The 24,302-nt window shown below is 40.3% G+C and carries 19 protein-coding genes; 8 read left to right on the top strand and 11 right to left on the bottom strand.

What is annotated here, in order from left to right:
- Positions 1-56: 56 nt before the first annotated feature.
- From ACO1QW_RS02660 to pfkA, 6 genes are all read right to left on the bottom strand, one after another.
- Positions 57-590, bottom strand: a complete 534-nt coding sequence (locus tag ACO1QW_RS02660; RefSeq protein ID WP_486255437.1) for a 2'-5' RNA ligase family protein — start codon at positions 588-590, stop codon at positions 57-59.
- A 23-nt stretch (positions 591-613) separates the two neighbouring features.
- Positions 614-1,810, bottom strand: coding sequence for an NRAMP family divalent metal transporter (locus ACO1QW_RS02655; RefSeq protein ID WP_486255435.1), 1,197 nt, complete (start codon positions 1,808-1,810; stop codon positions 614-616).
- On the bottom strand, positions 1,788-2,531 hold the full coding sequence (locus ACO1QW_RS02650; RefSeq protein WP_486255434.1) for a 5-oxoprolinase subunit PxpA: 744 nt from the start codon (positions 2,529-2,531) through the stop codon (positions 1,788-1,790). The genes ACO1QW_RS02655 and ACO1QW_RS02650 overlap by 23 nt, the downstream gene beginning before the upstream one ends.
- Positions 2,532-2,571: 40 nt before the next feature.
- Entirely contained in the window at positions 2,572-4,317 is a 1,746-nt protein-coding gene (gene pxpB / locus ACO1QW_RS02645) for a 5-oxoprolinase subunit PxpB (RefSeq protein ID WP_486255432.1), read from the bottom strand.
- Positions 4,318-4,393: 76 nt separating this feature from the next.
- On the bottom strand, positions 4,394-5,887 hold the full coding sequence (pyk, locus tag ACO1QW_RS02640) for a pyruvate kinase (protein ID WP_486255430.1): 1,494 nt from the start codon (positions 5,885-5,887) through the stop codon (positions 4,394-4,396).
- A gap of 68 nt (positions 5,888-5,955) precedes the next feature.
- Positions 5,956-6,939 carry a 6-phosphofructokinase gene (pfkA, locus tag ACO1QW_RS02635; RefSeq protein ID WP_486255428.1) on the bottom strand — a complete coding sequence of 328 codons (984 nt, stop codon included), beginning with the start codon at positions 6,937-6,939 and terminating at the stop codon, positions 5,956-5,958.
- 396 nt (positions 6,940-7,335) lie between these two features.
- Between pfkA and ACO1QW_RS02630 the strand changes: the two genes are divergently transcribed.
- From ACO1QW_RS02630 to ACO1QW_RS02600, 7 genes are all read left to right on the top strand, one after another.
- On the top strand, positions 7,336-8,232 hold the full coding sequence (locus ACO1QW_RS02630) for an SDR family oxidoreductase (RefSeq protein WP_486255426.1): 897 nt from the start codon (positions 7,336-7,338) through the stop codon (positions 8,230-8,232).
- 32 nt (positions 8,233-8,264) lie between these two features.
- Positions 8,265-9,035, top strand: a complete 771-nt coding sequence (locus tag ACO1QW_RS02625; RefSeq protein WP_486255425.1) for a CHAD domain-containing protein — start codon at positions 8,265-8,267, stop codon at positions 9,033-9,035.
- Between the two features lie 98 nt (positions 9,036-9,133).
- Entirely contained in the window at positions 9,134-9,655 is a 522-nt protein-coding gene (locus ACO1QW_RS02620) for a hypothetical protein (protein WP_486255423.1), read from the top strand.
- Positions 9,656-9,885: 230 nt separating this feature from the next.
- The gene (locus tag ACO1QW_RS02615) at positions 9,886-12,309 is read left to right on the top strand and encodes a TonB-dependent receptor (protein ID WP_486255421.1); all 2,424 of its coding nucleotides are present in this window, start codon (positions 9,886-9,888) and stop codon (positions 12,307-12,309) included.
- Between the two features lie 59 nt (positions 12,310-12,368).
- Positions 12,369-13,259 (top strand): heme/hemin ABC transporter substrate-binding protein, encoded by an 891-nt coding sequence (locus ACO1QW_RS02610; RefSeq protein ID WP_486255419.1) that lies wholly within the window; start codon positions 12,369-12,371, stop codon positions 13,257-13,259.
- On the top strand, positions 13,246-14,298 hold the full coding sequence (locus ACO1QW_RS02605; RefSeq protein WP_486255417.1) for a FecCD family ABC transporter permease: 1,053 nt from the start codon (positions 13,246-13,248) through the stop codon (positions 14,296-14,298). The genes ACO1QW_RS02610 and ACO1QW_RS02605 overlap by 14 nt, the downstream gene beginning before the upstream one ends.
- On the top strand, positions 14,291-15,070 hold the full coding sequence (locus tag ACO1QW_RS02600; RefSeq protein ID WP_486255415.1) for a heme ABC transporter ATP-binding protein: 780 nt from the start codon (positions 14,291-14,293) through the stop codon (positions 15,068-15,070). The genes ACO1QW_RS02605 and ACO1QW_RS02600 overlap by 8 nt, the downstream gene beginning before the upstream one ends.
- Positions 15,071-15,108: 38 nt before the next feature.
- Here the strand turns inward: ACO1QW_RS02600 and ctlX are convergent, their stop codons facing one another.
- From ctlX to ACO1QW_RS02580, 4 genes are all read right to left on the bottom strand, one after another.
- A complete protein-coding gene (ctlX, locus tag ACO1QW_RS02595) occupies positions 15,109-16,020 on the bottom strand; it encodes a citrulline utilization hydrolase CtlX (protein WP_486255413.1) in 912 nt (303 codons plus the stop codon).
- Between the two features lie 107 nt (positions 16,021-16,127).
- Positions 16,128-17,642, bottom strand: a complete 1,515-nt coding sequence (locus tag ACO1QW_RS02590) for an arginine deiminase family protein (protein ID WP_486255411.1) — start codon at positions 17,640-17,642, stop codon at positions 16,128-16,130.
- Between the two features lie 336 nt (positions 17,643-17,978).
- On the bottom strand, positions 17,979-18,644 hold the full coding sequence (locus ACO1QW_RS02585) for a pseudouridine synthase (protein WP_486255409.1): 666 nt from the start codon (positions 18,642-18,644) through the stop codon (positions 17,979-17,981).
- 51 nt (positions 18,645-18,695) lie between these two features.
- The gene (locus ACO1QW_RS02580) at positions 18,696-19,382 is read right to left on the bottom strand and encodes a spheroidene monooxygenase (protein WP_486255408.1); all 687 of its coding nucleotides are present in this window, start codon (positions 19,380-19,382) and stop codon (positions 18,696-18,698) included.
- A 150-nt stretch (positions 19,383-19,532) separates the two neighbouring features.
- Between ACO1QW_RS02580 and smc the strand changes: the two genes are divergently transcribed.
- On the top strand, positions 19,533-23,051 hold the full coding sequence (gene smc / locus ACO1QW_RS02575) for a chromosome segregation protein SMC (RefSeq protein ID WP_486255406.1): 3,519 nt from the start codon (positions 19,533-19,535) through the stop codon (positions 23,049-23,051).
- Between the two features lie 77 nt (positions 23,052-23,128).
- Here smc and ACO1QW_RS02570 read toward each other — a convergent pair whose 3' ends face one another.
- Positions 23,129-24,208 (bottom strand): patatin-like phospholipase family protein, encoded by a 1,080-nt coding sequence (locus tag ACO1QW_RS02570; RefSeq protein ID WP_486255404.1) that lies wholly within the window; start codon positions 24,206-24,208, stop codon positions 23,129-23,131.
- Positions 24,209-24,302 lie beyond the last annotated feature (94 nt).

Genomic DNA, 24,302 nt, shown 5'->3' with positions numbered 1-24,302 from the left:
TTGAGATCGGTCCACCGGTTATATATTCGGTACAATCGGTTGCACAGGGAAATAACTCATTCTGCGAATGATTGATCAGCAATCACATTCCATTTTCCCGGCCTTAATTTGAGTAGTGAAATTTTTGAAGCAATAAATGCTTCTTGAAAGTTAAGTTTTTCAAAATGTGCCCAGGCTTTCATAAAATCGCCGGGCTTTATATCCCTGTTGGCGATGGTTACATGGGGGTGAAAAGGACGGTCATCGGGTTGAATGATGCCACGAAAAGGAATGATAAAATGATCTTCAGTTGCTTTTCGTAAACTACCAAGCGAAGGATTTTCTTCAACGGATGCAAAAATGACTTTATTTCCGAAGTGTGAAAAGTGTTTTAGTTGAATAGTGAAAGGCTGAGTAGATTTTTGAATTGTATGCAATGTTTTTATCAGCAATTGCTCTTTTTCATTATCCAGCCAGAAAGGTGGAATTAATGTGATGTGTGCAGAAGATTTTAATGCAACTGTGCAACCAAAGCGGTCACGCATCCATAACTTGTGCTTCCGAATTTTTTCATCTATTGCAGCGGAACAAAGTACGGCAACATAGTACATGTTATGTGTTGCGGCGTTCATCACTAAAACAACTTTGGTATTTCGTTGATGCAGGTGACAATACTCATCCACAACATGACAACCACAACCAGCCATCCGCTCCATAATAACCATTGCGGATGTTTATAGCCTTGTAATTGTTTTCTCGTCATCACCCATAACATTAAGCCTAATGAAAAAGGAAGAATAAAACCATTGAGTGTGCCTACGATCACCAGGATGAAAACCGGCTTGCCCCATAATAAAAAAACAGCTGTTGACAATAAGATAAAGCTGATGATCACCAATCGCTGTTGCTTATCAAAAAAAGGATGTAATGTTTTTAAAAAGCTTACTGAAGTAAATGCAGAGCCAACAACGGATGTAATTGCCGCACTCCACAACACAATACCAAACAGTTTGTAACCTAATGTGCCTGCTGCCGCCTGGAAAACAGATGCAGCAGGATTATCAGCATTCAGTTGAAAGCCTTGATTTAACACGCCATACACTGCAAGAAATAATAAGATGCGCATACAGGCTGTTAAAACAATTCCGCTTACTGCACTTTGCTTTACCTGTTTCATGGTAAGCTCCGCTGATCTTTCTTCGAGCAGGCGATGTGCACCTGCAAATGTTATGTAGCCACCAACCGTACCGCCCACCAACGTAACAATAGAAGTGAAGTTGATAGTTGATGGGATGAATGTACGATGTACAACTTTTTCAAACGGTGGTTCTGCATAAAACACAACGTATAACATAAGAACCAGCATGAGAATGCCAAGGATCTTTACAAACAAGTCCATCGACTTTGCAATGTCTTTCGATAAGAAAATAACAATAGCAATTACTGCGCTGATAATGCTGCCAGTTTCAACTTTTACGGGGAATAAGATATTTAATCCCAAACCAGCGCCAGAAATGTTTCCAATGTTAAATGCTAATCCTCCCAAACAGATGAGTATAGTTAAAGCATGACCACTGTTGGGAACTACTTCATTTGCTAATTCACTGCCACGCTTGTTATTCGCTACCAGTATTTGCCAGATGTTGAGTTGAGCTATAATGTCGATTATAACAGAAATAATAATGACAAAACCCATGCTTGCCATTAACTGTTGTGTAAAAACAGTTGTTTGGGTAAGAAAGCCCGGGCCAATGGCAGAAGTGGCCATTAAAAAAGCAGCGCCGATGCCGGCACTGTTTGCAATTCTTTTAGTTGATGGGTTTGATGTCAACCTGGTTTTGTTTTAAATGTTCAACAATTGCTTTGCAAAATTCTACTGCATGTTTACCATCGCCATGCAAACAAATAGTATCTGCAACAACAGGAATTATTTTGCCGGATGTAGTGACCACTTTTTGTTGCTGTATCATGCGTAATGCCTGTTCAACTGCTACATCGATTGATTCGATCATTGCATTCTGTTGCGATCTTGGTGTTAAACTTCCTTCATCAGTATACGTACGATCAGCAAACACTTCATTAGCTGTTTGTAAACCTTTTTGTTTAGCCGCTTCAATGGATAAGCTGCCACTTAATCCAAACAAAATAAGTTGTGGATTGACTACATGCACCGAATTGGCAATTGATTCTGCAATAACAAGGTCTTTCGCCGACTGATTGTACAATGCACCATGTGGTTTTACATGTGTAAACTTTGCACCCAGTTGCTTTGCAGTTTTATCGATCAATTGTAATTGTGCAATAACCAAGTCAATGATCTCTGTCGTTGTCTTATGCATTTCAGTTCGTCCGAAGTTTTCTTTATCGGGCCATGAAGGATGTGCACCGATATTTACGTTATGCTCCAGGCATAATTCAATTGTTCGCTTCATCGTATCCTCATCACCTGCATGATAACCACACGCAATATTGGCGCTACTAATGAGCGGAATGATCTGCTCATCGGTTAAAAGACCTTCACCTAAATCGCAATTAAGATCGATTGATTTCATGCTATTCTTTGGTCGGTACGATCGCAGACCGTTAGACCATTTATAGTTTTGATTGCAACATGCCTGCTATTCGATTCAACTTATCCACTTGTTGCATGTAAATATTCTCTGCTTCCTGTAAACTTACAATTTGAAATTGAATTGAATCACCCGGTTTTTTTTGCGCCAGCAACGAAAGATCAGCAGCGCAAACCTGCGCAATACGTGGATAGCCGCCAACTGTCTGCGCATCGGCCATCAATATGATCATTTCTCCCGATGGCGTTAACTGAACAGTTCCTTGTGTTACAGGTGAAGAAATAATTTCACAATTCTTATTGGTCTTTAATATTTTTTCATTTAACCTGTAACCCATGCGGCTGCATTGAGATCCAATACTGAAAGAAGCTTTTGAGAAAATTTGTGTGGATGTATCATCGAGGTAACTCCATTCAATGCCACGTAAAACACGAATAGTGTTACTTGTAAATGAAGAATGCTCAATGTTTATTTCAACTGTAGCTCCCGCTTTTAAAATTTTGAACAGTTGTTGCTGTAAAGTAGTTAAGGTATTGTGCTGCATCAAGCTGTCTTCTTTCCTTAATGATCTGCCTTCATAACCTCCGGCTTTTATCAACAGGTCAGTTGAGCGGCTATCAAGAAATTCATCCGCATCAAAACCACCAGCAACGGCCAGGTACAAAATAAAACCCGGAAGTTGTTGCTTGCATTCAACTATTGCTCCAGCAGGAATAAATAATGGTTGGTTGATCGGTAATGGATATTCCTTTAATTGCGGCTGTAAACCGCCGCCAGTAAAAGCAACGAGTGTGTCTTTAATAAAACGAAAACGATGTGGCGATTGCGTCATCTCCAATACAGTTGCGGTTGTTTCATTGCCGACAAGCGTATTGGCTAATTGTATTGCATACCCATCCATTGCACCAACCTTACTTATGCCAAACTGCAGATGATTTGAACGTCCTGTGTCCTGCAGCGTTGTTAAGAAACCGCATTGTTCAATTTGAATAATTTGTTTATTCTCGTCAGATTTTTTAGTTGAAAGAGAAAGAAGTGTTTTTGAATTTCGTTCGACGAAGTTGCGTGTCGTATTGTATGTTTCAAACTCATCTTTTGTTATTGGCTTGAATTTTACTTCGTCACCGGCTTTTAATAAAAATGGATTGGAACAATTGCGATCAAATAGATGCAGTGGTGTTCGGCCGATGATATTCCAGCCGCCGGGTGTGGCAAATGGATAGATACCTGTTTGATTTCCTGCAATAGCAACGGAGCCAGGTTCTATTTTTAGCCTTGGCTGCGTTTTGCGTTGTGTAAAAATGCGTTCATCCACAATGCCCATATACGGAAAGCCGGGGGTAAACCCGATCATGAACACTTTGTATGTTTTGCCTGAATGAATACTGATCAATTCTTCAACTGATAACTTCAGGCTATCTGCAGTTGTATTAAGATCAGCTACAAATGCAGGGTGGTAACAAACGGGTATTTCGACAAATGATCCTTTGTGAGAAAATTGAGTGGTTGTATTTTTTTCAAGTGTGGCCTGCAATATCTGAATTACTGTTGCTGAAATAGTTTCATTTGTTTTTTCCACTTCAACAGGATTGTAATAAACAGCAAGCGTTGTATAAGCTGGTACTGTTTCAATAAATCCGGGAAAAGATTTGCTTTCGATAACCGCTTTAGCCTGCATTACAAGTGTATGCACTTCTTCATTTATCCTGTCACCAAAGGAAAGGAGGATTGATGATTCATTAAGTGGCGTAAACTTTATGTTTTGCATGCAACATGAAAATACGAACTAAACAAAAACGCTCCTTAAGAAAGGAGCGTTCTGTTTATCAGCTAAATTGATTTTATTAATCAACTACTGTAAGTTTAATAAGATTTGTTGGCAGGTGAAGATGCACCGGCGTACTACCTGTGTTTACTACAATATCACCCGGGTTTACAAATCCTCTTTCTTTTAAAATATTGATCTGGTCGTTAATGATATCATCAACGCTGATCTCTTCTGAGTAATAAAATGCACGAACACCCCAGCTAAGACTCAACTGGTTTACCAATGTGCGTTCTTTTGTAAAGATGAACAATGGTGCTTTCGGACGGAAGCTGCTCAGCATAAAACCAGTATATCCACTTTGTGTCATACCGATCAGTGCCCTTGCATTTACATCTTTTGCAATTTCACATGCATTATAACAAATTGCGTCGCTTAAGAAAGAAGGAGAGTGTGGCTGCGGTTTCAAGTCTTCTTCACGATCGTAACGATAGTAAGAACTTCCTTCAACCTCTTCAATGATCTTTACCATTGTTTCAACTACCAATGAAGGATGATTACCTGTGGCTGTTTCGCCACTCAGCATCACCGCATCAGCACCTTCCATTACAGCGTTGGCAACGTCGGTGATCTCACTACGATTTGGTTTTACACGATCGATCATACTTTCCATCATCTGTGTGGCAACGATCACCGGTTTTGCACGGTGAATACACTTACGGATGATATCTTTTTGGATCAAAGGCACTTGTTCAACCGGAAGTTCAACACCAAGATCACCTCGTGCAATCATGATGCCGTCGCTTTCGATAATGATATCACGAATGTTGGCAACTGCTTCAGGCTTTTCAATTTTTGCGATGATCTTGCTTTTGCTCTTGCGTTCATCCAGTTTGTTACGAAGGATGATAATATCTTTTACATTACGTACAAACGAAAGTGCTACCCAATCCAATTCCTGGTCAATGATAAATTCTAGATCCGCAAGATCTTTATCTGTTAATGCCGGCAGCGAAATTTTTGTATCGGGTAAGTTGATTCCTTTTTTAGAAGACAATTTTCCTCCTAACGTAACCTGCACCTGCACATCATTATCACGGGTAATGCCAACAACTTTTACTTCGAGTTTGCCATCATCAATAAGAATAATATTACCTGCCTTTACATCTTTGTGAAGGTTGGGATACGATACGTAAATACGATCTTTATTACCAACTAATTTCTCGTTGGTGAATGTTAAGATGTCGCCTTCTGCAACTTCAATAGCGCCGTTTTCCATTTCCCCAACACGAAGCTTAGGACCCTGGAGATCGCCAAGTATAGCAATATTGTACGGTTCTGTTTTATTGATGGTACGAATGTGTTCAATAATCTGTGCTTTATCTTCATGCGCACCATGCGAAAAGTTCAAACGAAAAACGTTTACACCTGATCTTACAAGATCAAGTAGTTTGTCGTACGTATCGCAGGCGGGCCCAACTGTTGCAACGATTTTTGTACGATGGCTCGTGTGTCTTTTACCTGCTTCTTTATCCATCTCCTGGTGTAAATATTTTCCAACGTTCTTAGACATAATAAACTTTTTGGGTGGTTAAGTTAATCGATCAAGTGTGTCATGAGTAAGCATGTTCTCGCAGCTTCTTAACTCGCAAGAATCTTCACAATCTTCATCCATTCATCACTGATCCGTTGTTTTGCTTTTACAGCTTTATCAAGCGGTGTGAAATGAAGTTTATTGTTCATAATACCGATCATGGTATTGTGTTTTCCTTCTATTAAAGAATCAACCGCTGCATACCCCAATCGGCTGGCAATTAAACGATCGAGACAAGTAGGAGAACCGCCACGTTGAATATGGCCGAGAATACAAACTCTTGTATCAAGATGAGGAAGACGTTTTTTAATGATAGCGGCTACTTCGTTACCACCACCTGTTTCATCACCTTCAGCTACTACGATCATATTCACCAGTTTTTTACGACGCTCTTTTTCTTCAAGCGAATCGACTACCAGTTCAAGATCGGTTTTTGTTTCGGGGATGAGAATATGTTCAGCGCCAGTAGCAATACCACTGTGTAATGCAATATAACCTGCATCACGCCCCATCACTTCAATAATGAAAAGACGGTCATGTGCATCGGCCGTGTCACGAATTTTATCAATTGCCTCAATGGCTGTGTTTACAGCCGTATCAAAACCAATAGTGAAATCGCTGCCTGCAATATCTTTATCAATGGTGCCTGGTAAACCAATGCAAGGAATATCAAACTCATTAGAAAATTTTTGAGCGCCACGGAAACTTCCATCGCCCCCAATAACCACGAGGCCATCAATGCCGTGTTTCTTTAAGTTGTCGTAGGCTTTTTTTCGTCCTTCGGGTTCAAAAAAATCTTTACTTCTTGCTGTCTTAAGGATAGTGCCGCCCCGTTGAATAATATTTGCCACACTGCGGCTGTGCATGGGAACAATGTCATCGTCGATCATACCCTGGTATCCCCGCATGATACCAAACACTTCCATATTATGATAGAGACCGGTACGTACCACTGCACGAATAGCAGCGTTCATACCCGGCGCATCACCGCCTGAGGTTAAAACACCAATCTTTGTAACTTTTTTGCTCATTATAAATCAATTAGTAGAGTAGGGGCGCTGATCATTGGTTATACCGGAATACAGATAGTTCCGATTTTTGAAGAGCCAAAATTAAGGAAATGCGATGATAACGCTTGTTCGCTGCCATTTTCAAACGTTTGCAATACAATTCATTAATACAGAAACTCAAAGACAGTAAGGTTTTGCGTGTTTTTTGTGGAAACAGGAATTTTTGAAAATCACTATTCTTTAAAAGCATTTCCTATGTTTATTTTTCATTGTTTGTGAGTCATATGTCATTCGCCCTGAGAAATTCTCATCGCAATTGGTGAAAATTACCCGATAATTTTTAGGGCTCATTTCATATATTCAGTCAGCAAATAGTTTGCACATCAACCGGGTAATGAAACAGCAAATCCACACTACATGAAAGTGTTTGTAACAGGTGCCAACGGGCTTTTAGGTCAGCATCTTATTCGTCAGTTGGTTGACGAAGGAAAGTTTGTGATTCATGCCACAGGGAAAGGCCCCAGCCGTTTATCGTATGGTGAAAAAAATGGAGTTACCTATCACCAGCTCGATATCACTGATCACAAAAAAACACAAGCGTTGGTTGAAAAAGTTTCACCACATATTTTAATTCATGCTGCTGCTCTAACCCAACCCAACGATTGCCACGCCAACAAAACTGACTGCTGGAAAATAAATGTGGCTGCCACCAGAACATTGTTGAATGCAGCAAAGAAAACCCGTTCCTATTTTATATATGTAAGCACCGATTTTGTTTTTGACGGGAAAGAAGGACCATATGATGAGAGTGCCACACCAAATCCTGTAAATAATTATGGTGAAAGTAAATTACTGGCAGAAAAGATGGTGGCGATGAGTGGTTTGCATTGGGCTATTGTAAGAACAGTTTTGGTGTATGGCGGAAAAATTCCTGGGGGCCGGCCAAATTTTATACAGTGGGTAAAGGATAAGTTAACTGCGGGGGAGCGAATAAAAGTGGTGGATGACCAGGTTCGCACACCAACTTATGTAGAGGATCTTGCAAAGGGAATTATCCTGGTGCTCATGAAACATGCAAAGGGTATTTATCATATTTCAGGGAAGGAAACCTGTACTCCCTATCAAATGGCAGTTACTATTGCCAATCTCTTGCAGCTCGATGAGGCTTTAATTGAGAGAGTAACGGCGGCTTCTTTTGCTGAACCGGCCAAACGTCCACCCAAAACAGGCTTTATTATTACGAAGGCTGTAAAGGAACTAGGTTATGTCCCCGTAAAATTAGAAGATGGTTTAAGACGGGTGTTTGGTATTTAACGGAACTTTGCAGCAGTGTTACGTAATAAATTATGAAGCGCATAGTTGTATATGCCAATAAGGAGGTGCATAAGGCCACCTCTTTGCTGGAACTATATGTTTCTGGCATGGATGAAGAAGTGCTTCATCAATTAAGAATAAGTCTTAAAAAGCTAAAATCAATCCTCCACTATTTATATACCCTCTTTCCTAAAAAGACAAAACCGGTACGGAAAAAACTTCAGCTTATTTTTCAAGCGGCAGGTTCTCTTCGTGAATTACAATTGCAAATTAAATGGCTGCAAACAAATGGATGTGATGCTCTAATTGAAGCAGCCGGGTTACACCGAGAGGTAACGGAAGAAGAGTTTTTATTTGTGAGCCGCAAAAATGATTTTAAAAAAATATTGGTGCAAGCGGGAGATAAGCTGGAGAAAATCATGACCAATCACCGGCTGCATGTAATCACCTATGTTTCTTTACTAAAAGAGGAGGTTAACCTGTTTGCAGCGAGTGAAACTAAGGAGCAATGGCATAATCGTCGTAAACAAATAAAACAATTGTTATACGCTTTGCATTGGCTGAAGAAGGAGGAGAGACTAAAGCTATTGCCTTTGCAATTATATAAACAGTATGATTGTTTGCAGGAAATGATTGGCCAATGGCATGATGCAACCGAACGGGAAACAAAATTGCAGGGAGAATTGTTATACTTACACACTGAACCAACAGTGAACCTGCAATACAACCTTTGTATTCTTCAGTTAAAAAATGAACAGCAGGATTGCGAAAAAAAGATCACGCAATTGCTTTCAAACAAATAACAAACAGGTTGCCGTTTATCATTAAAAAGATGCGCAAACGTGTGATCTGGGTTTAAGGTAAGCAAAAACGACTAACTTAGTTTTTTTAAAGAAGCTGCGTGAGAAAACTGATCGCTATATTTTTTCTTATTCCCGTATTTTTTACCCAGGTAGGTTATTACTTCATGTATTCTTTTCAGCAGAAACAGCTGAGGCGTGAAATGAAGAAAGAAATATTTGCAGGCATACCTCTTTCAGAATTGGAATTGATCGATCCGTCAACAGCGGGAACTAGTTTTCAGTGGAAAGAAGAAGACAAAGAGTTTTATCTGCACGATGAGATGTATGATATTGTAAGCACAAAAGAGATCAACGGAAAAATTTATTACTACTGCATTAACGATAAGAAAGAAAAAAAATTACTCAAAAATTTTACTGATGCTGTAAGAGGTAGCCATCACGGGCGAAATGGCAATAAGCAAGGCAAGCAGGTCATTAAATTTCAATTGCCTGTATTTGTACTTTCGAAATTACCTGATGATGTTGCCGGTTTAGTTATCGACCTGCCTTCTTTTGGTTCGCTCGAACAGCACCTCGTTTCAATCTGCAGGGAGATCAACGATCCTCCACCTAAAGCTTAATTGTTTCTTTTATTGCTGTACGTATTACGTACAAAATTTCCTATTTGTTTTACGGTTACAGGCTACATGTTGCTTTGCCGTAACTGTTGCTCAGTACCTGTTGCATTTTTTTGAAGCATCGGATGTATTGCGCTATTAAATCTGCACAGAAGAATGCAGGAGTTCATTTATTCTATTCTGAATGAAAGGGTATCCTGTGTATTCTGTTGCTCCAACTAAATTCTATAATGATGAAACAAATTTCTTTATTTCTGTTTTCTATTAGTTTATCCATATCTGTTTTTGCACAAACTTCATTACAAGGGAAAGTAACAGATATTGTTACCGGCAAACCACTGACTGGAGCTACGGTAACTTTTGTGGGTGGCGCCACCAGTACTGATAAAGACGGACAATTCCAGGTGAACTGTAGCAAAACTTCGAGAGTTACTATATCTTTTGTTGGATATGAAACGTACACACAGATCATTCGTAACTGTGATGCCGGGTTAACAATTGAATTAAAACCTGCCGGGCTGTCATTGGAGGAAGTAGAGATTACCGCTACCTCTGCAGGCAATAAATCAATTCTTTATCAACCTGCATCCATTGCCAAATTATCACCGGTTGAATTGAAAAGAGGAACCGGGTTGTTTTTAGATGATGCCATTCAAACAAATGTTCCGGGTGTTATGATGAACCGCAGAAGTGTATCGGGTGGTCAGCAACTGAATATCCGTGGTTATGGAAATGGATCAAGAGGTACACGTGGTATCAGCAGCAATTTCGACGGACAAGGCTACAAAGTTTATCTTAACGGTATTCCTGTAACCGATGCAGAAGGAATCACCACGTTTGATGATATTGATTTTGGCAGTGTAGCCAATGTTGAAATTGTGAAAGGTCCATCGGGTACATTGTATGGCTTGGCCATTGCAGGTGCGGTGAATCTGCGTACCAAACTTGCTCCTGCAGGAAGAACATCAGTAAGCCAGGAAGTAATGATAGGTAACTATGGGTTACAACGTTACACAACACAGCTTGCTGTTGGAAAAGAGCGTTCTTTTTTGCTGGTGAATTACGGTCATCAGAAATCAGATGGATTTTCTATTCACAATAAATCAAAAAAGGATTTTGTAAATGCCATTGGCGATTTTCAGTTGAATGAAAAACAAAGTCTCAGCACGTATGTTGGTTACAGTAACAGTTACGATGAACGTTTGGGTGAGTTAACCTTAACCCAGTGGCAAAACAATGATTACTCAGGCAATCCTGAATACATTAAACGCAATGCACACAGCAACGTTATTACGTTCCGTTCGGGTTTATCGCACACGTACAAATTCAACAGTCACATTAGTAATAGCACTGCAGTATTTGGAACAGGATTTACAAGCAATGCCAGCAGCGCCGGTGGTTGGACGGATAAGAACAGCATCAACTATGGGTTGCGTTCTGTTTTTACAACAGGTTTTTCATTTGAACACGGCATATCATTGAACGGTGTTACAGGTGTTGAATTGCAACGGCAGGATGGACAAACTATCGGCTACAACATGAAAGCTGATCCTAACGATCCCAATCCCGGAACATTTACCTATGGTGTTAGCCCGTATTGGATTACCAATGCCAACACATCCAATACTGCAGTTATCAGTAAAACAAGTTCTTTATTTACACAATGGACATTGGGTTTGCCAAAGGATTTTTCTGTTACTGCCGGTATTGGCGTAAGCGATATGCATATATCGCTTGATGATCGTTTTAATGCGGCTATTGCAACCAGACCTGCACATTATGCAAAGTCATATACAGGAATGGTATCACCACAGGTATCGCTGAACAAAGTATTCAGTAAAGAATTTTCGCTGTATGCAACTTACAGCAAAGGATACAAATCTCCTGTAAGTTCATATTTCTATATTACTACGCCAGCAGTTACCACACCTGCAACGCCTGCTACGGGTCGTGTAAATGAAACATTGAAACCAGAAATCGGTTCGCAATATGAATTGGGTGCAAAAGGAATAACGTTGAACAAACGACTTACTTATGAGTTAGCCTTTTTCTATGCAACATTTAGAAACAAAATGACGGCCGTTGCTGTACAATCACCTGCTTCCCCCAATACTACTTTGTATTCGTACATTGTAAACGGTGGAGAACAGTTGCATAAAGGAGTGGAAGCGTTAGTAAAATATACAGTTGTTCAATCAAACACTGGTTTTATTGCAGAGGTTCGCCCGTTTGCAAACGTTGCTTATTCCGATTTTAAATATGGCGATAATTTCAAGATCCAGAAATCGGTAACACAAACCGAAGACTATAGTGGAAAAGCGGTAGGCGGCGTTCCAAAGATCACTGCAAACATTGGCGTGGATGTAACGATGAAATATGGTTTGTATGCAAATGTTACTTACAACTACAGAGATAAAATGCCCATCACGTCACTCAACGATTATTATGCTCCTGCTTATAATTTGTTGAATGGAAAGATCGGTATTCAGCAAAATCTTGGTAACCATTATGAAGTGGAAGCTTATGCCGGTGCAACAAACCTCACCAACAGCAAGTATTACCTGATGGTGTTTGTGAACCAATTGCCTGATGCATATATCCCTGCTCCAAAAACAACCAATTTCTTTGGTGGTATCAATCTAAAATATAATTTTTAATGTTTGTTGCGGGCAGCTTCGTTGTCCGCAACATTTTTTTTCAACACAAGCTTATTGATATGAAGAGAATAGTTTTATTGATTGCGGCAGCGGTGTTATTTTTTTCCTGCGGCCGTTTTGGTAACAAAGAAACGGGCGACAAAAAAGAGCAACGGATTGTTTGCTTATCGAAGCACTTAACTGAAATGTTATTTGCTTTGGGCAAGGGTAGCCAGATCGTTGCGGTTGATCTCAGCAGCACTTATCCCGACAGTGCGAAGTTGTTGAAGACGGTTGGCTATCACCGTGCATTAAGTCCGGAGGCAATTATTGCAATGGCACCTGATCTTGTGATTCACAGTAATGATATTGGTCCGGAGAATGTGCTGCCGCAAATAACAAAAGCAGGATTAAATGTAAAAGCATTTGGCGGAGCTAACACGGCCGACAGTGCAAAACTATTACTGAAAGAACTGGGCGTTTATTTTGGAGCGGAAGCAAAAGCCGATTCGCTTATTAAAGCAATGGATGCTTCTCTGCAACGTGCAAACGATTCATTGATTGCAATGCAAAATAAAGACACGCCGAATGTAATGGTGATCCATTTTGGCCGTGCAAATAATATTTATTTTGTTATGAGTGGACGAAAAGGAGTAGCAGATAAAATGATTATAGCGGCAGGTGGAAAAGTAACAAGTTACGATGCAAAAGGTGCACGACAGATCAGTGCTGAAGCTGTTGCAACTGCCAATCCCGATATCATCATTGCTACGGATTACGGCTTTGATAAAATGGGCAGCATGGAAAAATTCATCAGCGATGTGCCGGGTGTTGCACTTACCAATGCAGGAAAGAATAAACGTATTGTTCGTTTTGAAGAACATGATCTCATTTATTTTGGTCCACGTACAGGCGATAATATTATTCATCTAATGCAATTGCTGCACAGTAAAACCAATGTTCAGAAATAGCCGCTATGTGCTTCCGCTTTTGTCGGTGCTTTTATTGTTTACACTGATTGCCTGCATAGCATTCGGCGCAGTAAATATTCTTCCTTCCGAAATGTTATCGGCATTGCAGCATTTGTTCAGTGGAAAAGATCCTGAAGGAATTTATGAATCGGTGTTTATGCAATTGCGTTTGCCCCGTGTATTGCTATGTGCCATTACCGGTGCTGTACTTGCAGTAAGCGGGGTATTGATGCAGGGGTTATTTCGTAATCCAATTGTGGAGCCGGGGCTTGTTGGTACAAGTGCAGGTGCTGCTTTTGGAGCATCGTTTGTTTTTGTGTTGGGTGTAAACATTAGTCCGGCTCTTAAAGCAGCCATTGGTCCTTTGCTGGTTCCGCTGTTTGCTTTTATAGGTGCATTGCTTGCAACCTACATTGTGTACAGGTTATCAAAACATACCAAACATGTATCGATCATTTCATTGTTGTTGGTTGGTATTGCTGTGAACGCAATTGGTTTAAGCGGAACAGGTTTTATGAGTTATATCGCAAGAGATCCGCAGGCAAGAAGTATTACGTTCTGGAATTTAGGAACGTTCTCAGGTGCTTCATGGATGCAGGTGTTGATTGTTGCAACGGTGTCGTTGTTTATTTTCTTTATGGTGTTGCGGTATGCCAAAGAGTTGAATGCGTTGTTGCTGGGCGAAGAAGAGGCAGGATACTTAGGTGTTGATGCAGATAAATTAAAACGACGCATCATGTTGATGAATACAGCAATGGTGGCATTGGTAACTGCTTTTGTTGGTGTCATTAGTTTTATGGGTTTGATTGTGCCGCATATTCTTCGTTTACTGATTGGAAGTGATAATAAAAAACTGCTGAAGTCATCGATGTTGCTTGGAGCGATCTTGCTTTGCCTGGCCGATCTGCTTGCAAGATTATTACTTGCGCCAGCTGAAATACCTATTGGTATCATCACTTCATTTGTAGGAGCACCGGTTTTTATTATTCTTCTTAAACGATTTAACCTGCTGCAACAAAAAGGAGGTGCCGATGCTTAAGTTGGAGCAGATCAGTTTTTCCATTGCTGATAAACAGATATTGAAAAATGTAAGTGCTGTTTTTCAACCGAGCGAAGTAACGATGATCCTTGGCCCGAACGGATCTGGTAAATCAAGCCTGTTGAAAATTTTCAGTGGCACTGTTAAAGACTATGAAGGAAGTGTTCGGTACAACGGTATCGACATTCAACAAATAAAACAACAGCAGCTGGCGAAAATACGTGCAGTCATGAGTCAGCAACCCGAGCTTAGTTTTCCCATGCCGGTAGAAGAAGTTGTGATGATGGGCCGTTATCCGCATTTTGAATTTAATCCATCATCGCAGGATAAGCAGATATGTAATAAGGTGATGGAGCAGTTACAACTTGACAGCTTTCGTAACCGAAATTATCTTACACTGAGTGGTGGTGAAAAACAACGGGTGCAGTTTGCAAGAGCATTGGTGCAGTTAAAAGAAACAGCACAAACGGAACAGTGTTATTTATTCCTTGATGAACCGCTCAACAATCTCGACATCCGTTACCAACACGAGTTTTTAAATGATGCGGTGGCTTTTGCCAAACAGCCTGCTACAGTTGTAGCAGTTATGCACGATCTTAATCTTGCATTGCAATATGCCGATCAGTTGATTTTTTTGAAAGAAGGTGAATTGATTGCTGCGGGTAAACCGGGAACTGTTGTAACAGCAGAGCTGGTGCAGCAGGTGTTTTCAGTTAAGAGCCATGTTATGCAAAATCCATTGAACGGAAAGCCGATGGTGGTTTATTATTGATTGTATTACGCCCTCGTCTAACAAGAGGGAATTGCAATTTACTTCAATGGTAAAAACACCTCCGCCATCATACATCTTGCACTGCCACCGCCATTTGTTTCAATAGTTGTAAGATCGGAGTGAATGATGGGATTATAACTTTTCAGTTCCTCAATTTGCCTGTGAGTTAAAGCATTGTATGCCTGGCTGCTCATCACCAAATAACGTTGGCCCTCTTTATTTTGTACCTGCAACATATTGCCCGCAAAGCGATTCATTTGTTCATAAGAAATTTCAATGATTGCTTTTCCGCTGTCGGAGATTGTATCAAACACTTTGTCCCGTTCTTCTGTGTCACGAATACTGTCTAAACAAATCACTACATACTCATCGGCCACACACATCATAACATTGGTGTGGTAGATCTCACTACCTTTTTCATCCATACTGTAAAAACTGCAGGGAGTATAATCCATCTGGCTGCACCATTCTTCTAATACAGTTTTATCGGTACGGGGCGAAAGGCAGGTGTATGCAATTTTATTATCCCTGTCTAACACCATGCTACCTGTCCCTTCCAAAAAATGATCTTCGCTTTCTTTCGAAGTCAAATCTATTTTATTCTTCACTTCAAATTTTGCAGTAATTGTATCCAATACATGTTGTTTGCGTTCGGCTCTTCTGTTCACTGCATACATCGGATAAAGTACAATACTTCCATCGCCATGAAAACTGATCCAGTTGTTAGGGAAGATGCTATCTGGTGTATGTGGCTCAGCTGTATCATGAACAACTGTAACATCAATACCTGCTGCAATTAATTTTTGTACAAAACCATCAAACTCAGCTTCGGCTTTTTCTTGTGCATTATCGTTGCTGCCTTCTTGCTGAAACGCATTGTTCACTGCCGTTTCTGCATTAAAATCAAAGGCAACTGGTTTTATCATTAATATATGCGAGGTTGTTTGCATTCTTTCAATTTGAAAATTAGTTGATTGGGAAATTTACCCTTCGACTTCGCTCAGGATTGTCGTTGACTAAGCATCTTTAAACTCTCAACTTAGAACTCAGAACTTATTTACAACTGATCTCTCAATAACGGCATACTCATACAATGGCTGCCACCTCTTGCTCTAGACAGTTCAGCACTCGGCAATAAGATCAATGTATTTTCAATCATTTCGGGATCAACACCATTTTCAAATTGCTCAAATGCTTCAGCGGTGGTGAGTACATTAAAGCCGGCTTCTTTAAAACCTTCAGCCGTTTTATCGTTACGATCATAGCCGATCACCACGCCTTCTTTTAAAGCCACCACGTTACAACTATCGGTCCATTGTTCACGTTCATCGTGCGGAAAAATATTATTACCACTGTAAATGATTCGTATATCATTTGGCTCTACGCCAAAATCTTCAATACTGATCTGCCGCAATAAAGACTCGATACCAGTTACACTTTGTGGCATACTATAATCTCTTGTGCGCACATAAGGTTCTTTCGCAGGTTTGCGAAACTGCAGAATCTCTACCTGCTCCATCTCAAGTTGACGGGGATTGTGCGAAAGTTTATTGACATAACTATGCCTGCTGATATGTTCCGCCCTCAAAATACGTTCGCTGAAACGGCCATACAAAACCCACACATTTCGTTTTACTTGCGTGAAGATGGTATCGATATGCATTTGAGCACGGTTCTTTGGAATTTTTACAACCGAAATTTTTTCGATGCCGAGTTCAGCTTTGCTGAACAAGGAATGTACAATTTCATTTACGGCGCTGCTGCTGGTCCGAATACTGCAGCCGATTACAAAATGTTTTGGGTGAATCATCATAACATCGCCGCCTTCAATGGTGATAATGCGGTGTTTGCGTTCTTCTTCTTCATATAAAAAGAAATCGCTTTCTTCAATGATCTCCATTACTTTTTGCGGTTCAGTTTTAAAGAAATGGTAGAGCGATAAAAATTTGGTAAGCAAAGATTCTCTTCTTCTTGCCACTGTCGCCATACGACTCAGAAGAATGTGGTCTTTCACCATAATGCCAATGTCACGGGTAAAAATGAAGTTGGGAATAGGTGGGAAGATGTATTGATCTTCCTGCGTGCCCATTGCTTCGGCAGGTAAAATACCGGTGATGAAAATTTTTGCAAGCAGCGCTGCATCATTGATATTTTCTAAGACCTGCTGTATGGCATAACTCGATTCTTCGTAAGAACAAATCGCAGAGATCAACCGCAGTTTTACTTTTTCATCTTTAATGATCTCGGCCAGCAATTGCTGTGTGTCGAGAACTTTATCGCTATTGAAATATTCTTCTTTGCCCGGGATATAACACCAGGATCTTTTATCGGCATCAGCGGTTTGCTGATACTTGTTGATATAGTTTACTTTTTCTCTATCTAGGAAATACAACAACAGCTTTACATAGTGATTGTATTCCTTTTGCATACTATTAAGATGGACGATATCATCATACAGGTTATCCGCAAAAGTTCCGGGGATGATCTTGCCAATTCCGCCATCTGGGCTATGGATTACTAATTTTCGCAATCGTCCTAATTCATTTTCAACGTAATAATTATGTTGAGCCATAAAAGAATATTTAATGATAAGTGTTTAGTGATTGAGTAAAATGAACCGGAATCGCTCAACTGGTAAAGAATTCATTCGGCATAAAAAACAGACAGCAATGTGAATGCTCTCTACACAGTTAACAAGTTAGGAATAAAACGAATTAGTAATCAGGTAGACTGCCTTCACCTGCAGCGATCAGGTTGAGGAAATATGGCAGCAAATTGTTTGTAGTGATATGTTTTTGTAAAAACATACTGCAAGATAGTGAATTTAGGACTCTTTAGGTATGGCATGTTTATCATACATCCACACTTTTAGCAGGCGGCAACATAAACATGGCATACCTTTTTTACGTTAAGTTTTATACTCAATTCCAATCAACTCAAAAAACACCTGCTCATTCATTTCTTTTACTTCGCCTGGTTTCAAGTCACCCAGCTTTAAATTTCCAATAGAAATACGGATCAAACGTAAACAACGACGGTGAATAGCCAAACACATTTTTCGCACCTGGTGGAATTTACCTTCCGTCAATGTCATCAGCATCCAGGTGTGCGGATATTGTTGCCGCACATCATCCATGTACAAATAATGATCTTTTACATTCTCTACAATTTCAATTGATGTGGGAACTGCTTTATAATCTTTATCTGTTGTTAAAGGAATTTTTACCCCGGTTTTTAATTGTTCCAGTAATTCCGGTGTAACAATATTCTTTACCATAACGAGGTAAGTGCGTTCATGTTTTTTCTTTGGATCAAACAATAAACGGGTTACTTTTTTATTGGTAGTGAGTAGTAGCAAGCCTTCTGAATGATTGTCGAGTCGCCCAATGGCATGTGTGCCTTCAGGAAAATCAAAATCAAGATCACCCAGTAACCGCACATCATGCGAACTGATGAACTGCGAAACCATGTTGTATGGCTTGTTAATGATGAAATAGCGGTGTGGAGTAGTTGACATGTAATTGGCTGCAAGATTACGCCTTTTGCTGATAGACCATTGCTGCAGGTATGCCATGTCTATCACACTGTGTAATGAAGGGCAGAAAGTAAGATAGACATGACATACCTAACTCCAACTTTCCAAAATCTTAAACCTCACAAACATATCCTCGCTATACCATTTCTCTTTTCTGGTTTTCTGTATTACATCGGCATGTTTGGGCATTTTGTAAGCAAACTGTTTCATGTGTTCTTTGCTTTGCCAAATAGAAAAAGTGGCTTGTTTTGTCCACGGATTTTCGCCAATGCCTACCGAAAACTTGAAACCATCAGCTTTGCGCATTTCGTTTGATACAGTTTCAACATGTTCCCAAAAACGGGAGCGTTTATCGGTATTGATGGTCGCCCGTGTAAGTACAGCAATTGGTCCTTCATAGTCCGATTTTGCCGGAAGATGTCCAAAAGCTTGTTTCCCGTCCCAGCTGCCATGTCCCTCGATAGGCTCGAGTAAAAATGTTCGGGTTTGGCAACCGAAAAAGCGCCACCATTCCGGAATAAAGTTTCCGTAGGCCAACTGATGCAGTTTCGCCTTATCGGTGAAGCCGGTCAGTTCTGACTTTTCCATCACTACCAAAACGCCCCATTGCTCCCAGTCGGGTTTTTTGCTGAAAGTGCCGCCTTTGCCACATCCAAGCAACTTGGAAAACCTCACTCTGCGGTTCAGCAAAAGCGGTAAACGGTGCAGTGCCATAGCCAGCAAAGCAAAGTAGATAAGTCGTTTTTTGTAGTGTATAAGCGTTAAAACTGCCTGCATAAATTCCAATTAAGCATAAAGTTGCTATATGACAAGCGAAACCCTTCACTTGTTGAAAACCTCCGATAAACTGTTGATAAGAAGCAAAAAGGGTAAATTTTGTTACAATCTTAATCCCCTATATTTGTCGCCTTCCTAAATTGAAAAATAGTGCGTTTAAAGAGCTTAGAAATCAAGGGTTTTAAAAGTTTTGCCGATAAAACTGTGGTTAGTTTTGATGAGGGTGTTACCGGCATCATTGGCCCCAATGGCTGTGGCAAGAGTAATATTATTGATAGTATCCGCTGGGTAATTGGTGAGCAAAAGATCAGTCATCTCCGTAGTGAAAACCTCGAGAGCCTTGTGTTTAATGGTTCAAAAACAAGAAGCGCTTCGGGTTTGGCCGAGGTAAGTCTGACGTTTGAAAATACCCGTAACCTGCTGCCTACCGAATTCAGTACCGTAACTGTTACCCGTAAATTTTATAAAAGTGGTGAAAGTGAATATCGTTTGAACGACGTGCAATGTCGTTTGAAGGATATCCAGAACCTTTTCCTCGATACCGGTGTAAGTACCGATAGCTATGCCATCATTGAATTGGGTATGGTGGACGATATTATCAAGGATAAAGAAAACAGCCGTCGACGCATGTTGGAACAGGCTGCAGGCATCACCATCTACAAAACAAGAAAGAAAGAAGCGAAGAATAAACTGGATGCAACCGAACAGGATCTGGCACGTATTGAAGATCTGTTGTTCGAGATCAACAACCAGTTAAAAACGTTAGAGAACCAGGCCAAGAAAGCGGAGAAGTATTACGAGATCAAAAAAGATTATCGTGAAGTGAGTATTGAGTTGGCGAAGGCTGCTCTCGAAGGTTTCAATCTCACCTGGAAAGATCTGAATGAACAGCACGATGCTGAAGTAAATAAAAAAGTGGAACTGGAAGCAAAGATCGCTACTGAAGAAGCAGCGATTGAGCAGGAGAAAGTTGGTTTTATTGAAAAGGAAAAAGAACTGCAAACCATGCAGCATGCGTTCAACGATATGCTGCAGACATTACGTAGCAAAGAGAACGATAAAAACCTGGCGCAACAACGTTTGCACTACCTGAAAGAAAAAGAAACAAGTCTTAAAGATTTTATAGCCAAAGCCGGCGGACAATTAAAAGGAATTGAAGAGAGCATTGAGTTTACTCAACTTCAGATAACAGAAGAAGATACAAAACTGAATGATCTCGGTTCGCAACTCGATGGTTTGCGCAGTGCAGTTGAAAGCACACGTAAAGTGTTTGATGAAAAGCGTAGTGGCATCGATGAACTTCGCAAAGAGAACCAGGCTATTCAACGCAGCCAGTTTGAAGCAGAAAAGAATGTAGCTGTTGGTGAAACAACCGTACAAAACCTGCAACGAACCATTTTCCAGTTAAAGGAAGAGCAGGCCAACCGCAAACAACAACTGCAACAACTCGAAGAAGAAAAACAAAACAAAGAATACGAGCTCACAAACTGTCGTGAAGAATTGCTGCAGTTACAAGAGCAACATGCTTTCACCAAAGACCAGATATTGCAAACACAATCGGCTTTGGAAGGTTTGCGCAATCAACTGGCTGATGAAAACAGAAAGCTCGATTCAAAAAAGAATGAGTATGACCTGTTGAAGAGTCTGGTGGATTCAATGGAAGGCTATCCCGACAGCGTAAAGTTCTTACACAACAATCCTGAATGGAATGTTGAATCACCACTGTTGAGTGATGTGATCTATTGTAAAGAAGAATACAGAACAGCCATTGAAAATCTGCTGGAGCAATACCTCAACTACTACGTTGTGGGTAATATGAGCGATGCATTGAAAGCCGTTCACCTGTTACATGCCAACCAGAAAGGAAAGGCCAACTTCTTCATGATGGATCAGTTCAATGGTCAGCAGGTGTTGAATGAAATCCCTGCAGGAACTATTGCTGCATTAAGTGTTGTTGAAGTGGATGCAAAATATCAATCGCTTATCAACTATTTATTAGGACAAGTAGTAATTGCAGACGATGAAAATAATCTGCCAACCGGTTTCGATGGAGTAGTACTGGAAAAGAGCGGTAAGTTCTTCAAAGGTAAATATGCATTGAGCGGTGGTAGTGTTGGTTTGTTTGAAGGAAAGAAACTCGGCCGTGCAAAAAATCTTGAACGTTTACACGAAGAGATCCTGGCACAGGAAACAATCGTGCTCGATCTGAAGCACACCATCCAGATGCGCCATAACGAAGTGATCGGTTTTAATGAGCAGTTGAAAGAAAATGCCATTAAAGAAACTGAATCAACTATCAATCAACTGGTGAACCAGGTGTATGGTATTGATAACCGCATGGAGAACCTGCGTGGCATGGAAGCCAATGCAGTAAAGCGTTTAGAAGATCTCGAAATTCAACAGGAAGAAATTCACGAGAGCCAGCAACAGCACCGTGATGACCTGGATAAATACAATACGCAGTTAGATGAATTGGCTGGTCGTTTAGAAGTAATTGAGCAGGAGTTTGCATCTGCTGAACGTTCTTACAGCGAAGCCAATCAATCGTACAACGATTATAACCTTAACGTTACACGCCAGCAAAGCAAAGTAACATCGTTGAAGCAGGAACTGGAGTTCAAACAAAACCAGTTGATGGATCTGCAATTGCAGTTAACCACCAACTCAGCTGCATTGGATGAAGCTGCCAGCCAGATCAACGACAGCGAAGCAATGTTGCTGGATGCACAGGATGGATTGGTTACTTTGTTACAAAACAAAGAAGCTGATGAACGTAAGTTGAACGAAGCAGATCAGTTCTATTACAACCTTCGAAATGCATTGGGCGAAAAAGAAAGTGAACTTCGTCACAAACAAAAAGAGAAAGAGCAGGTTGATCATTTGCTCAACGAAATAAAAGATAAACTCACCGATCTTAAACTACAGTTAAGCGGTACCAAAGAACGTTTGCTGGTTGAGTTCAAAGTAAATCTTGAAGAAGTAATTGAAGAAGAACGCACAGGCGAAGAACCTTTGGAAGAATTGCAAGCCAAAGTTGATCGCATGAAAAAACGTTTGGAAAACCTGGGTGAAGTAAACCCAACAGCTATTGAAGCATTTGAAGAAATGCGCAAGCGTTATGAGTTTATTCTTGAACAAAAGAATGACCTGGTAACTGCAAAAGAATCGTTGTTGCAAACTATCCAGGAAGTGGAAGCAACGGCCAACCAACGTTTCCTTGAAACCTTTAACCAGGTACGGGAGAATTTCCAGAAAGTGTTTAAAGCGTTGTTTACAGAAGAAGATACGGCTGACATGGTGCTGGAAAATCCGGAGAATCTTGCTGAAACAGGTATCGACATCATCGCAAAGCCAAAAGGTAAACGCCCGAGCAGTATTTCGCAATTGAGTGGTGGTGAGAAAACATTAACAGCAACTGCCATGTTGTTTGCGATCTATCTTATCAAGCCTGCTCCGTTCTGTATTTTGGATGAGGTTGATGCGCCATTGGATGATGCCAACGTAGGTAAGTTCACCAATATGATCCGCCAGTTCAGTAATAACTCACAGTTTATTATTGTAACACACAATAAACAAACAATGGGTGCTGTGGATGTGATCTATGGTGTTACTATGCAGGAAGCCGGTGTAAGTAAACTGGTGCCTGTTGATTTCAGGAATCTGAATTAATTCATTGTAGCGATAAGTGAAGAGCCGAAGCAATTGCCTCGGCTCTTTTCATTTACACTAATGGTTCAGAATCGGGCTTAATTATACAACAACAGTTTATCAACGATTTCATTTAATTGTTCGGTGTTTTCAAACACATAACTTTCGCCGGCTTCTTTCAATAATTTTAAATTTCTCTTCGATACATTATCCATTTCAGGTGACGCCGTTTTAAGATCGGGCTCAATACGGTAGTAATCTTTTTTGTCTTCATCATCCAATGTATCCCACATACGAACAAGATGATAATGTACGGTTTCACTATTACCACTCATCATGATATCAATCAATACAGGTAACCACTTGATTAATCCTGCATTTCTCAATTGTTCAAATTCGTATTTCCTTTTGCTGCTGCCAGTGCCAATACTAATAAGCAACATGTCTTTTGCTGCAGGTCGGTTTGGTTTTGGTAACTGGTATTTTCCATAAAGCACTCTGTCTTCACCAAAGTTTAATCCTCTTGCTTCACTGTATGCACAAAGCGCAGGATTATTTACAAACACACCGCCATCAATTAAGTATTGTGGCGCTTCACTTAAACTATAAATCATGGCTGGTTCAAAATAAGTAGGGGCGGCGCTTGTAGCTCTTGCCACATTTCTGATTTTAAAATCACGCACTTCACCACCAATTTTTCTTGAATTGGCGCTGTTAAAAAAAGCAGCTCTTCGTTCATAAAAATTATAGGCAGTGATCACACATGGTTTAATCATTTGGCTCAGGGTTGTATCTCCAAGATAATCCTGCAACAGATGTTCAAGATTATCGGAAGGAAAACTTTCGTTCCAGAAACTGAAATTTTTAAACTGTTGCCAGAAATTTTTATTGAAGATTTTATTACCATGCTGCATATAAAGTTCAACAGCATCAGTTGCAGAAAATTTTGCCCTGCCGGTTTCTTTCTCATCGGGCATCAGGTAAATGCTGGTAAGGATGCCTCCTGTGCTGGTGCCTGCAATCATATCGAAATATTCACCAATCTTTGCATCCTTATTTCCTGTAACTGCACGTATTCGTGTTTCAAGATATTCGACTATAGTGCCTGGAATAATACCCCTTATGCCACCTCCATCAATACTGAGTATCCTCACTTTAGAACTACTGCGGTTGCTCATGGTTAGGTTTGTTTGCAGAAAAATACAAACAACAGATTAAAAATAAAATACCTCTTTACGGTGTGTTTGTACAGCCATCATTTGCGGGAATTAC

The organism is Lacibacter sp., from assembly GCF_057361365.1.
This window is presented reverse-complemented; position numbering and strand designations above follow the sequence as displayed.

What these genes read in the sequence shown, in the direction of transcription:
- ACO1QW_RS02660 (WP_486255437.1), bottom strand. Translation starts at nt 590, where the DNA reads ATGTACTATGTTGCCGTACTTTGTTCCGCTGCAATAGATGAAAAAATT.
- ACO1QW_RS02650 (WP_486255434.1), bottom strand. Translation starts at nt 2,531, where the DNA reads ATGAAATCAATCGATCTTAATTGCGATTTAGGTGAAGGTCTTTTAACC.
- pxpB (WP_486255432.1), bottom strand. Translation starts at nt 4,317, where the DNA reads ATGCAAAACATAAAGTTTACGCCACTTAATGAATCATCAATCCTCCTT.
- pyk (WP_486255430.1), bottom strand. Translation starts at nt 5,887, where the DNA reads ATGTCTAAGAACGTTGGAAAATATTTACACCAGGAGATGGATAAAGAA.
- pfkA (WP_486255428.1), bottom strand. Translation starts at nt 6,939, where the DNA reads ATGAGCAAAAAAGTTACAAAGATTGGTGTTTTAACCTCAGGCGGTGAT.
- ACO1QW_RS02630 (WP_486255426.1), top strand. Translation starts at nt 7,336, where the DNA reads ATGAAAGTGTTTGTAACAGGTGCCAACGGGCTTTTAGGTCAGCATCTT.
- ACO1QW_RS02625 (WP_486255425.1), top strand. Translation starts at nt 8,265, where the DNA reads ATGAAGCGCATAGTTGTATATGCCAATAAGGAGGTGCATAAGGCCACC.
- ACO1QW_RS02615 (WP_486255421.1), top strand. Translation starts at nt 9,886, where the DNA reads ATGAAACAAATTTCTTTATTTCTGTTTTCTATTAGTTTATCCATATCT.
- ACO1QW_RS02610 (WP_486255419.1), top strand. Translation starts at nt 12,369, where the DNA reads ATGAAGAGAATAGTTTTATTGATTGCGGCAGCGGTGTTATTTTTTTCC.
- ACO1QW_RS02605 (WP_486255417.1), top strand. Translation starts at nt 13,246, where the DNA reads ATGTTCAGAAATAGCCGCTATGTGCTTCCGCTTTTGTCGGTGCTTTTA.
- ACO1QW_RS02600 (WP_486255415.1), top strand. Translation starts at nt 14,291, where the DNA reads ATGCTTAAGTTGGAGCAGATCAGTTTTTCCATTGCTGATAAACAGATA.
- ctlX (WP_486255413.1), bottom strand. Translation starts at nt 16,020, where the DNA reads ATGCAAACAACCTCGCATATATTAATGATAAAACCAGTTGCCTTTGAT.
- ACO1QW_RS02590 (WP_486255411.1), bottom strand. Translation starts at nt 17,642, where the DNA reads ATGGCTCAACATAATTATTACGTTGAAAATGAATTAGGACGATTGCGA.
- ACO1QW_RS02585 (WP_486255409.1), bottom strand. Translation starts at nt 18,644, where the DNA reads ATGGCATACCTGCAGCAATGGTCTATCAGCAAAAGGCGTAATCTTGCA.
- ACO1QW_RS02580 (WP_486255408.1), bottom strand. Translation starts at nt 19,382, where the DNA reads ATGCAGGCAGTTTTAACGCTTATACACTACAAAAAACGACTTATCTAC.
- ACO1QW_RS02570 (WP_486255404.1), bottom strand. Translation starts at nt 24,208, where the DNA reads ATGAGCAACCGCAGTAGTTCTAAAGTGAGGATACTCAGTATTGATGGA.